Source organism: Flavobacterium sp. 40-81, assembly GCF_001898245.1.
GTDB lineage: Bacteria > Bacteroidota > Bacteroidia > Flavobacteriales > Flavobacteriaceae > Flavobacterium > Flavobacterium inviolabile.
On the sequence record NZ_MKTM01000008.1, the window covers coordinates 138,879 to 150,121 of the forward strand.

The 11,243-nt window shown below is 40.4% G+C and carries 14 protein-coding genes; 1 reads left to right on the forward strand and 13 read right to left on the reverse strand.

Features of this window, described 5'->3' with window-relative positions; all coding sequences use genetic code 11:
• Window positions 1–4: 4 nt before the first annotated feature.
• From BGO42_RS01940 to BGO42_RS02000, 13 genes are all read right to left on the reverse strand, one after another.
• Window positions 5–364, reverse strand: a complete 360-nt coding sequence (locus BGO42_RS01940; RefSeq protein WP_177731919.1) for a hypothetical protein — start codon at window positions 362–364, stop codon at window positions 5–7.
• Window positions 365–523: 159 nt separating this feature from the next.
• Window positions 524–2,182, reverse strand: a complete 1,659-nt coding sequence (locus BGO42_RS01945; protein WP_273245511.1) for a BspA family leucine-rich repeat surface protein — start codon at window positions 2,180–2,182, stop codon at window positions 524–526.
• Window positions 2,183–2,263: 81 nt separating this feature from the next.
• On the reverse strand, window positions 2,264–2,638 hold the full coding sequence (locus BGO42_RS01950) for a hypothetical protein (protein ID WP_273245510.1): 375 nt from the start codon (window positions 2,636–2,638) through the stop codon (window positions 2,264–2,266).
• A gap of 48 nt (window positions 2,639–2,686) precedes the next feature.
• Entirely contained in the window at window positions 2,687–3,598 is a 912-nt protein-coding gene (locus BGO42_RS01955) for a hypothetical protein (RefSeq protein ID WP_273245508.1), read from the reverse strand.
• 170 nt (window positions 3,599–3,768) lie between these two features.
• Window positions 3,769–3,936 carry a hypothetical protein gene (locus BGO42_RS01960; RefSeq protein ID WP_273245506.1) on the reverse strand — a complete coding sequence of 56 codons (168 nt, stop codon included), beginning with the start codon at window positions 3,934–3,936 and terminating at the stop codon, window positions 3,769–3,771.
• 13 nt (window positions 3,937–3,949) lie between these two features.
• Window positions 3,950–5,461 (reverse strand): BspA family leucine-rich repeat surface protein, encoded by a 1,512-nt coding sequence (locus BGO42_RS01965; RefSeq protein WP_273245504.1) that lies wholly within the window; start codon window positions 5,459–5,461, stop codon window positions 3,950–3,952.
• Window positions 5,461–5,820, reverse strand: a complete 360-nt coding sequence (locus BGO42_RS01970) for a hypothetical protein (protein ID WP_273245502.1) — start codon at window positions 5,818–5,820, stop codon at window positions 5,461–5,463. Before BGO42_RS01970 ends, BGO42_RS01965 begins: the two co-directional genes overlap by 1 nt.
• 753 nt (window positions 5,821–6,573) lie before the next feature.
• Window positions 6,574–7,305: a hypothetical protein gene (locus tag BGO42_RS01975; RefSeq protein ID WP_177731902.1), complete on the reverse strand. Its 732-nt coding sequence runs from the start codon at window positions 7,303–7,305 to the stop codon at window positions 6,574–6,576.
• A gap of 344 nt (window positions 7,306–7,649) precedes the next feature.
• On the reverse strand, window positions 7,650–8,045 hold the full coding sequence (locus BGO42_RS01980; protein ID WP_273245500.1) for a hypothetical protein: 396 nt from the start codon (window positions 8,043–8,045) through the stop codon (window positions 7,650–7,652).
• Window positions 7,960–8,307, reverse strand: a complete 348-nt coding sequence (locus tag BGO42_RS01985) for a hypothetical protein (protein WP_177731896.1) — start codon at window positions 8,305–8,307, stop codon at window positions 7,960–7,962. Before BGO42_RS01985 ends, BGO42_RS01980 begins: the two co-directional genes overlap by 86 nt.
• A gap of 25 nt (window positions 8,308–8,332) precedes the next feature.
• On the reverse strand, window positions 8,333–8,977 hold the full coding sequence (locus BGO42_RS01990) for an N-acetylmuramoyl-L-alanine amidase (RefSeq protein WP_273245498.1): 645 nt from the start codon (window positions 8,975–8,977) through the stop codon (window positions 8,333–8,335).
• Between the two features lie 18 nt (window positions 8,978–8,995).
• Entirely contained in the window at window positions 8,996–9,367 is a 372-nt protein-coding gene (locus tag BGO42_RS01995) for a hypothetical protein (RefSeq protein WP_177731890.1), read from the reverse strand.
• Complete coding sequence (locus tag BGO42_RS02000; RefSeq protein ID WP_177731887.1) at window positions 9,367–9,531, reverse strand: hypothetical protein; 165 nt, start codon at window positions 9,529–9,531, stop codon at window positions 9,367–9,369. The genes BGO42_RS01995 and BGO42_RS02000 overlap by 1 nt, the downstream gene beginning before the upstream one ends.
• Before the next feature lie 966 nt (window positions 9,532–10,497).
• On the opposite strand from BGO42_RS02000, the gene BGO42_RS02005 reads away from it, so the two are divergent.
• Complete coding sequence (locus BGO42_RS02005) at window positions 10,498–11,160, forward strand: LexA family transcriptional regulator (protein WP_262888437.1); 663 nt, start codon at window positions 10,498–10,500, stop codon at window positions 11,158–11,160.
• Window positions 11,161–11,243 lie beyond the last annotated feature (83 nt).

Here is an 11,243-nt window from a genome sequence, read left to right on the forward strand (position 1 = left end):
CCCGTTAAACTATTTGTCCGTTAATGATATCCATAGCATTCCCTATAGTTCCTATGGCTCCATTTACCGCATCCACTGTGGGAAACTTTGTTCCCGTCCCATCCGGCGTCAGACTATTTTGTTTGTATCCACTATTTTCTTTAGATGCAAACAGAACAGTATGAGCCTGCTCGTCTGTGAGGTGTGCTGTAAATTGTACCTGTCCGGCCTTTTGGTTAAGCATCGGTTCCAAACCATCGATTTTATTCGCTGGAATTACCTCATCCTTATGCCAAAAAGACCGGAATGTTGCGTCAAAATGTAACTGCGTCGGTTTCTTACCCTGTAAGAACCATTGTAGCAGGTCATTAAATGGTGTTATCATATTATATGCTCTGTATTTGATGAAATTATTACGCCATAGGAATCCACTACCTCAAGAGGTAGCCTGCTTCCTTTTATAGTTTTCGGTTTTGTCCTGGTCAGGTTCCGATGCCTGAAGATGGCTTTTTAAATACCGGTTATTCCGATAGTCTATCCGGTTTTATCCCACGATAGTCCATCCTTTATCGGTAGCGACAGCCCTGTCTTCTGCTGTTAGTAATGCTGCGCCCCAGTTATTCGTGATGGTAATGGTTTTAGCGACCACACCTGAGGCCAGGTTGCTGAAAACAGCGACCAAAGCTGTCCGGGAAAGCTTGCAGCCTGTATAGGAAATATTTTCTTTGGTTCCTGAAAATGACGCTTTGCTCAATGTCCCGCAATTGGTAAACATGCTGTCAAAACGAGCAACGTTTGAAGTGTTCAATAGCGGAAGCGTTTCCAATGCATAACATCCCGAAAACAGGACACTAAAATCTGTTCCCTTTGAAGTATCCAATAACGGAATGGTCTGTAATAGTGTACAGCCACTAAACATGGTGTTAAAATTAGTACCGTTTGCTGTATTCAATAAGGGTATTGCCTGTAAGGACGCATTTGAGGTAAACATGCTACTAAAATTAGTCCCTTTTGCCGTATCCAATAAGGGAACGGTTTGTAAGTTGTAACACATAGAAAACATGCCGCTAAAATCCGTTCCATTTGCTGTGTTTAATAACGGAACCGTTTGCAGGGACGTATTTGAGGAAAACATGTTATTAAAGTTAGTTCCTTTTACCGTATTCAATAAGGGTATTTCTTGCAATGCGGTACAGCTCTGGAACATACTACTAAAATTAATTCCCATAGAAGTATCAAATAGAGGAACCGTTCGCAATGACTTACAGTTTTGAAACATATAACGAAAGTCCGTTCCTTTTGCCGTATCAAAAAACGGGACGGTTTTTAAGGAAATGCAATCCTGGAACATATTACCAAAAACAGTTCCTTTAGCAGTGTTAAACAATGGAAGCGTTTGCAGCGCAATACAACTCTGGAACATACTACTAAAGTTAATGCCTTTGGAAGTATCGAGCAAAGGAACGGATTGCAGTAAAGTACAAACCTGAAACATATATTTAAAATCCGTCCCGTTAGAAGTATCCAACATGGGGATGGATTGCAACACATAACATCCCGAAAAAAAACGGTTAAAATCCGTTATTGCATTATTGCCTACAAAACAAAAAGACTCTAAACATCTATGGTAGATGGTTTGTCCGCCAATAATAAGGCTTGCTATGTTTTGCCCGCTTATCCTGATATCCAGCCACCCGCTGTTATAAAGATTATTCAATCCGGCCTGGTTGTGCTTTTTTTGTAAATTGATACCCGTCAGATTCTGTCCGGCCTGCGGTGTAACTGTAACTATAGCCTGGCGGTAACCGCCTGCCGTTTCTGTTCCCGGAAAAGCATCATAGGAATATAGATGATACGCCTGAGCTCCCGATGTAAAATTTTCGACCAGGCCATCACCCCAATCCACCGTATAATTCCCGGTAGCAGACAGGGAGACAAAGTTACTGTCTTCATAGATCGCGTGTAAACCCACAAACTTCTGATCGCCGGCAACCACTTTGTGTGCTATCGGCAGCCAATCGGCCGGACGTGTCCATTCCGCAGGATTTGTGTTTCCCTCTTCTGAGGTTATTTCACGGATCTTACCGGCATACTCCCGAAAAGCAGTTGCTGCAGGAACCGTGATGCCTTTTGAAATGATCGCATCCCGTATTTCGGCTTTTGTTTGTCCTAAATATGCTAATTTATCTGCAATTGTTCCCATTCCCTACTGTTTATCCGTTAGTATTCTCCGATTGTTATCCCGGTCCTGTTTCGATCATTAAAGCTGATTTTATCATTCTTTTTAAAAAATTCTGAAATAGAACCGGTTTTCTTTTTCGCTGCCAATAATTTCCGCCCAACCATTTGCCGGTATCGTTACCGAAGTATTCGATACTCCTGCTACCCAAAAGGTCGTTATTCCAACCCTGTTAATGGTTATGGAGTGTCCGGTATTGTTGATAATCGTGTATCTGTAGCTGCTAAAATTCTCTGCCGGAATTGCCCAGGTAGCATTTGCGGTACCATTATAAACCAGCGTTGTGTGCAATGCTCTATAATCACCACCACTGTTATCCAGCGGGGTTATCAGGGTATTTAACTGCGAATCCGTTAATGTCGCGGCCGTAGTAGCAATCGTTCGGTGGATCAATGCCGGCAGTTCTGATTTAACCGGCAAATGCCCGCTCTTTTTAGGCAATACTACCTCGGCCGGATTACTATTTCCCTATGCCATGTTTGGAATTACCGATACTGCATACCGGCAGGAAGGGTTATTGTAGTGCGATTCAAAGCGTACTCCGTTCAAGGTATAAGAGGCAAACCTGTCGTTACCCGAGCCATCATTTGCATTATAGGCAATCAAAGAGCCTTCGCCGTTTACCTGATTTCTGTTGTGGTTATCGTTCGTTCTGAAATCGACATCTGCATTTATGGTATTCCCGCTTGCCGCAAGTATGCTATCGATATCCGGAATTCCCGGCGCTGCCGCTTTTAGCGTTCCGTCGGGTTGTACCCGGACTACATTATCATACAGGAATCCGCCCATATAGCCGGTATCCGCCGGCAGGTTCAATTTAACCGCGTTAGGCGCTATTCTATGTACGGTGGCTCCATCCAAATAAATACTGGTGTAGCCTGTTAACGCAGGCATTGTCCACGTAGGACCATAACCGGTTGTTGCTGCAAAATGGTCATTCTTGGTAAAAACGTAGTTTCCGGAATGATCATCAACCGATAAGCGTACGGTAATTGTTTCACTTTGGATATTTTCATCAAAGCTACCCGGATCAAGAGCAAAAAAGAATAAACCGTTAAACTCCGGATATTCCGGTGTCGGATTAATCCTGTCAAAATACATATTCCCCGTTTCAGGTCCGCCAAAGCTTGAATACCATTCGAAGCCCGGTTTGACATTACCTTTTAACTCTAAATCGCCTTGTATCGTCTGTTTGTCTGTAAAGGTATTTTCTCCTTTTAGATTTGCTTTATTTTCAAGATCGGTTTCGAGGTATAGAATATTGGCCTGCGGGATAATCTCTTCTTTATGCCAAAACGAGTCCCATGACAACCAAAATTGCATTTGTGTTGGTTTGAAACCGGTTTTAAACCAGTTTTTCATTTCTGTTAAACTTGTCATATTAAAGTGCTTTATTTTTTAAAATTCCTGTTATTTAGACAATATATCCGGTTGTATTTTTATTCTGTTGCTGCTCTTTTATCCGCAAATAATCCAGCTTTTGTGCAACTATGGCGCTTTTTTCTGTCCGGAATCGCGTTCCGTCAAGTCCTTCGCTCCTGCCCGGCAGCTTATACTTCCGGAGTACTTTCAGTAGGTACCGGTTCTCTTTCGATCCAGCCACTCAAATCAGTACCGATAGGTGCCGTAACTCTGTTGGTCGTTTCCTGTCCGTTAAATAATTCCATTCCTTCTCCGGCAATTATTTCTACAAAATATTCGGTTGTATTTGTTATCATATTTTTATTTTTTTTATCCGACAATGGTCCATCCTTTACCGGTAGCGATTGCTTTTTCACCGGCCGTTAATAATGGTGCTCCCCAATTATTTGTTATTGTTATTGTTTTAGACGATACTCCGGATGCTAAGTTGTTAAAGATGTCAACTAAGGCCGTTCGGGAAAGTTTACAGCCCGCATAGGAAAGTACATTTTTAGTTCCTGTAAAGGATGCTTTACTCAATGTCCCGCAATTAGTGAACATCCCGCTAAAATTAGTTCCGGCGGAAGTATTCAGTAACGGAAGTGTTTCTAATGCCGCACACGATCCGAACATGTTACTAAAATTGCTTCCCTTTGCCGTAACAAGTAGTGGAATGGTCTGCAAAGCTGTACATCCGAAAAACATGTTACTAAAGTCCGTTCCGTTTAATGTTTTAAATAAGGGAACGGTTTGTAAGGAAACACAGCCCTGGAACATATAACTAAAATCGGTTCCTTTTGACGTTTCCAATAACGGCACGGTTTTCAAAGAAGCGCATGATTCAAACATACTGGTGAATGCGGCTCCGTTTGAAGTATTCAGTAACGGAATGGCTTGCAAAGCAGTACTCAATGAAAACATCAGACTAAAATCGGTTCCTTTTGCGGTATTCAATAAGGGCACCGCCGGCAGTAAAGTACATCCGAAAAACATGCCGCTAAAACTCATTCCGTTTGTTGTATCCAGCAAGGGAACGGTTTTTAAAGAAGCACATGATTCGAACATATAACTAAAATCCGTTCCTTTTGATGTAACCAATAAGGGAATGGTTTTCAGCGCTGTACACGACGTGAACATATTACTGAAATTCGTTCCTTTGGAAGTGTCCAGTGAGGAAACGGACTGCAGGGCACTGCATCCTGAAAAGAATTTGGAAAAATCGGTTATTAAGTTGCTTCCTAAAAAACAGCATGCTTCTAAAGATCGGTGCATTATTGTGGCTCCGCCAATAACAAGGCTCGTCATGTTTTGTCCGCTCATTCTAATATCCAGCCATCTGGTACTGTACGAATTCAATCCGGCCTGCTTGTGCTTTCGCTGTAAATTTACGTTCGTTAAATTCTGCCCCGACTGCGGTGTAACGGTCACAATAGCCTGACGATAACCGCCCGTCGTTTCTGTTCCCGGAAAAGAGCTGTAGGTATAAATGTGGTAGGCCTGAACACCAGACGCAAAATTTTCGACAACGCCATCACCCCAATCTACCGTATAATTCCCGGTAGCCGATAGGGAAATAAAATTACTGTCTTCATATATTGCGTGTAAGCCCACGAATTTCTGATCGCCTTCCTTAACTCTGTTCTCAATGGACAACCAATCCGCCGGGCGTGTCCATACTACCGGATTTTCACCTCCGCTTCCGGCTGTTATCTCACGGATTTTACCGGCATATTCCCTAAAGGTTGTTGCGGCTGGAACCGTTACACCTTTTGAAATGATCGCATCGCGTATTTCTGTTTTTGTTTGTCCTAAATAAGTTAGTTTATCTGCAATTGTTCCCATTATACTATTTGTCCGTTAATTATATCAATAGCATTACCAATGGTTCCTATAGCCTGATTCACAGCATCTACTGTAGGAAACTTTGTTCCGGTATTGTCCGGTGTCAGGCTATTTTGTTTGTTCGCTATATTTTCTTTGGCAGCAAACAATCCAGTATGAGCCTGCCCATCTGTGAGGTGTGCTGTAAATTCTGCCTGTCCTGCCTTTTGGCTAAGTGCCTGATTAAGACCATCCACTTTAGTTGCCGGAATGACTTCTTCCTTATGCCAGAAAGATCTAAATGTTGCTTCAAACTCTGACTGCGTTGGTTTCTTACCTTGTAAGAACCATTGTAGTATGTCATTAAATGGTGTTGTCATATTATATGTATTTGATAAAAATTACTGCCTTATAAAAGTAGGTTGTATACAGAAGGTACTTTTCCATTATGGCCGTTACACCTTACCTTAAATTCCCGCTGTTTTGTGCTGTTTAAAACCAGGAAAAGCCTCTGAAATGAAGGCAATAATTAAAATTTTGGTGTTTTACTTCCGATAAAAATTCCTGTTTGAGCTTGTCTGCAACCAGGATTACTGTTTGGTCCTATGGAATTGTGAGGTTTTCAATTCCCGGGATATATCGGTACCCAAATGCATGGAGTACTTCTGTATGTGTATTTGGGGTATTACAATAGCAATCAGCACTTTGCCCTAAAGCGTATTCTGATCGTATTTCGATTGTACAAACACCCCTCATCAGAAGGCCGTTCCCAGACGGATGGTCCCACGGGTTTCCCCAGAGTCCTTCTCAAAAAGTATCCCATGCGGTTCCGGATCAGCTCCTGCGGTAGCAAGGAACCACACCCGACACACAAGGGCTACATACAAAAAGAACGTCCTACCTGGACAAGGGTTGTATTGTACTGTTTTAATCGAAATATTTTATTTTTTAAAGATAAACCCCGTCAGAAGGCCGTTCGCAGACGGATAGTCCCACGGATTTCCCCAGGGTCTTGCTCAAAACGTATCCCATGCGGTTCCGGATCAGTTCCTGCCGTAGCAAGGAACTATACCCGACGCACAAGGGCTACTTACAAAAAGAACGTCCTACCTGGACAGGGTTATCCCTGATAATTAATCTAAAAGATAGTTTATGGAATCGGTATCGCCTGCAGAGCCTAAAATAATTTTTAATCCTACGGGCTGCGACCGGTATGCAATACCGTTAATCAGTATTTCCACCTGCATGGTAATCGGTACAAAAGCTTTTCCATGTCTTGAGTACTTAAAAGAACCGGATTTATTGAGGCTTCCTGATGGCAAAAAGTTTTTATACGCCTTATTCGGTCTGAAATAGTGGATGGGTTCCAGGTCAAGAATCATTTCCCGTTCTTTCACAATGTATTCTGATTTTCTTTGCCATAGTTCTGCATCCGTCATTTTTTCCCGATAAAATCCGGACTTTTTCTTAAAGCCGCTACGCAGTCTTTTTTTCTGCTTGTAGCGCTTTATTATGATTTTCGGCTGGTGTGTTTCAATCTTAATTCCGCCAAGTAGTTCTATATGCAATTTTTTATAGAACACTTCCCGGCTTAAGACATGATGATACCCGTTAAAAATCTGAGGATCCTTTCCTGCTTCCGATTCGATTATTATGTGGCCAGCTCCGGAATTAGCAACATCGTCAGCTTTATAAAAGTCATAATACTTATTGAATATTTCTGTGGCCGGCTTGATTGAGAGTCCGAAATTAAGTTCATTTAAATGAACATATCCGTCAATCAGTTCCGAAAACTGGCTCTCAGTAGGGCGGTCTCCTCTTTCAAAATATTTTTTGAGTTCCTCTCTCGTCGTTATATTTTTCATAATCTTGTTGTAATGTTCCTGATGGTTGCCTGTTTGTAACAATTCCACAGTCCGTTAAACATTTCTCAGTATTTTTTTGTTGTTTTTATAAGCCGGATATGCCTTCCGTTACTTGTATGCAGCACTATTGTATCTGCTTATTTTATCGTTACAAAATTCAAATATTGGATTTGAATTTTAAGTGTATTTTGTGTTTGAATTCTGTAGTTGCAGTAAGTCTTACCTTCCGGTTTTCCTGCTGTTCTTCTTATTGAACAATGCAAATTTCAAGTATTTTTATTTCATGCTATAGCTTTTCGGCTATTCTATTCTGTAGTTGCAATACTTCTGATTTTCTTCGAACATTATTGTATCAGCAGCCCGCCCAGCACAAGGCCTACAGCAAAACTGGCCACACCAAACAACAGGCTTTTGCCGCTGCTGCCCTTATTCAGCCGGAGTTGTTCGTTTCTAATTTTCAACTGTTTTTCAGTCAGCTGCAACGTTTCTCCATAAAGCTTGTTTTGTTGTGCCATATAGCCGATCAATACGTCTTTTTCTTTTTGGATTCCGATACAGTCCTCCAGATTTGTTTCTACTTTATTTTCCCTGAGCCGATCATAATCCGCCAGGTCAATCAGTACTTTTCTGGCCACTTCTTTCGAGATCACAACACTATCTTTCGGAATAGCGGTTTGTGAGCTGGCGTGCCAGGCTGTCAGCATCATCAGTATTACCAATGTTAATTTTGATTTGTTCATAACGCATATTGTTTTCTTTTGCCTTAGCAACCTGATCATAAAGCGATTTTTCTTTTTCAGCTATCACGGCGATTTTCTTTTCTTTCAAAAACGCTATGCTGTCTAATCGCATTAAGTGCTGTTCCTTCAGCAGTTCCAATTCCTCCATCTGTTCATCGAGAACAGCATTAAGTTCTTTTTTCAAAAAATACATTCGAATGTTCAGTACTAAGATTATAACAACCAGAACACCCAAAGCATAGCATAGCACCTTATCTCTCATTTTCCTTGTTTTTTATATCCATTCCTTACGCTAACGATTTCAGCATCGCGATGAGTTCTTGCTGAGGATGCACATCAGACTTGTCCGGCCTGAAAGAAGCATGTCCCCATATTCCGCTTTCGCCGCTCAATGCTCTTTTGTTACATTCAAACATAACATCGCCTTTATAGTCCAGCGGGATTTCATATCGTTTGCCCCAATATTCCAGAAGTTCCTTTAAAGAGTCGAGCTGTGCCGGCGTGTATTTCTCAAAATACTGATAGCCCCGAAATCCTTTTTCATAATACACCACGTTTTCTTTCTTTACTTCCTGGCCTGAAAAGGAATAATACCGGGCATTTTTACTGGTCAATCCGCCCCAACTGTCAAGCTCCACTCCTATAAATTCTTTATTTCGCTGGGTATTTGAGGCCGGAAGACCGAATAGTTTAAAATGTTCTTGCTTTATTCCTAAGTGATGTGCCCAATATTGAGAAGAATATAACTGGTGTATCCCGCCATCTCTAGCGATAATTATAGGTGTGGCAACACGTTCCGCAGTGGATTTCCACCATTCGATATCGCCCGCGACCGAGTCGCCAGAGACGGTATGATGCAGCACAATTCCTTTTTTTTTTGTCATTTCCCTGTAATATTGATTTTCAGGGAAATCATGACTTATTGTTTTCATCTGTTTTGCCTTTTTAAGTTATTTTTCATCCTCCTCTTCTTTCTCTTTTGGTGCCTTGTCCGTATTGATCCCGTATGTCTTTTCGATATAAGCTTTTACCGCTTTGTCAATCCAGCTTGGGAGATTTGTTGTGATCATTTTCAAGAATTTATCATAGCCATAGCCAAGGACAAAAAGCATCCCGGTGGAATACCATTTGTCATTGACATTCGCTTTATGCATCACATAACTCATTGTAAAGCCTACGATTATCACAATCAATAAGGTTACGATATGTTCCCAAGGCTGTTTTTTTTCTTTATTCTGAATCGAAATCAATACCCTCAACAGTCCTCCTGAGAATGCGACTGCCGTTCCTATAAATAAGATCTTGAAGTTTTCTAAATTCATTATTCTTTATTTATCAGGTACATATTGTCTAAAAAGCTTTTGCTTTTTTTAATGTTTTGACTCTCATCCAGATAAGCGATATCATCAATAAGATCATCAATATCTTTTTCCGGTTCATCAAATACCCCTTTCTTTCTCTTTGTTGCTTTCTTTTTTCTTTTCATAATTATTAGTATTATACTTGTAGTTAGTGGTTTATCTGGATGCTAATCTGAAAGGGAATGCTTCCGAATGAAGACAAAAAGGTCTCCTGCCCTTTAAGTCAATGCTTAAAAAGCCTGTCATTCTTTGCTTTATTTTTTTATTCTCTGAAGACGCCACTATACAATAGTCATTGCATCAGGTTTCTTTAAATACTGGCTTACGGGCCTGTTTCCCAGATATTAATGTGTGGCGTTGTTTCTTTTTTTAGAAAAGTTCTTAACTGTTTACGATATCCGATGCATAACGGCATGGTAATCTTTTATACTGACAGTTACATTTAAATAGTCTTTACCGTAGTTCCGGGCTTTATTCCCAACCTAACTCGGGAAAATCCGGTTCGTTTTTGTCCTGATAGAACCAGAACAGGTTCCATCCTTTATCAAGGCTTACAATCCTAGTAATCATTTTCATCATCAGTAAGGATATTATATATGGTACGTTCTGACAGAAACAGCATCTCTGTCAATTCAGTCACAATCACCTTCATCTGCTTGCTCTGGTTATGCGTTACGTAGTTCGTAACAAATTCTTTTCGCTTTTCAATTAATTCTTTACTTCTTCTCATCGGTTTGTTTTAAAAATTGGTTGTTTTAAAAATTGATTAAAAAATAAATCCAGCATTTGTTGTAGCTTTTCTTTACGCAAATAGTTCTGCAAAAAAAATAAAAAACGCACAATACCGCACTATGTTCGTATTTTTATTTTGTATTTTTGCAGTTTCCAAAAAGGAAATAAAACACTGTAATATAAGAGCGTCACTTGATTATACCAATACTAGCAACACTGTTAAATGTTGCATATATTTCGTATATTTGCATTAATCTCGATACGCTACACGACAAATATGCGAATTATGTTCGTGTTTACAAAACAAAAAAGAGTACAATTTGCGTTTTATTTTGTTTAATATTTATAAAAATCTCATTATGAATTATTTAGAGTTTAAAGAAATTCGAAAAAACTTAAACATGAAGCAATCTGAGCTGTCAAAATCTATTGGAGTTGGAATTAGAGCGATACAGTATTGGGAAAAAGGCGAACGAAAAATTCCTGAAACGACTGCCTTTTTCATGAAAAGCCTGTTAGCTAAAAAACAGAAACCAACTAATGAAAATGGATCTCCGGTTATTTTTTCCGAATTAAAGGTCATGAATGTGCCGCTTGTAAACCAATATGCGCAAGCCGGTTACCTTAACGGTTTTGCCGATGAAGAATACACGGAAAGCCTTCCTACCATTCCCTTTACTGACGATGTAGAACACCGGGGCGAGTACATGTGCTTCGAAGTTAAAGGCGACAGCATGGATAACGGATCCTACGAGAGCTACCTGGAAGGCGACATCTTATTATGCAGGAATATCAGACAGGATTTCTGGATGAGCAAACTGCATTATAACAAGTGGGACTTTGTGATTATCCACAAGGAAAAAGGTATTTTGGTAAAACGGATCATCAATCACGATGTGGAAAACGGAATTATTACGCTGCATTCCTTAAATGACTATTACAATGATTTTGAAATCCATCTTAAGGATGTTGCCAAACTGTTTAACATCATTAGTACAAGACGCAAAAACAACCGGCGATAACAACAATCGCTTCCTGACCATTTGATCATGGTTTCTTTAAATTCTCAAAAAAACAAACAGAAACGTCGGGCCTTCCGGCCCTA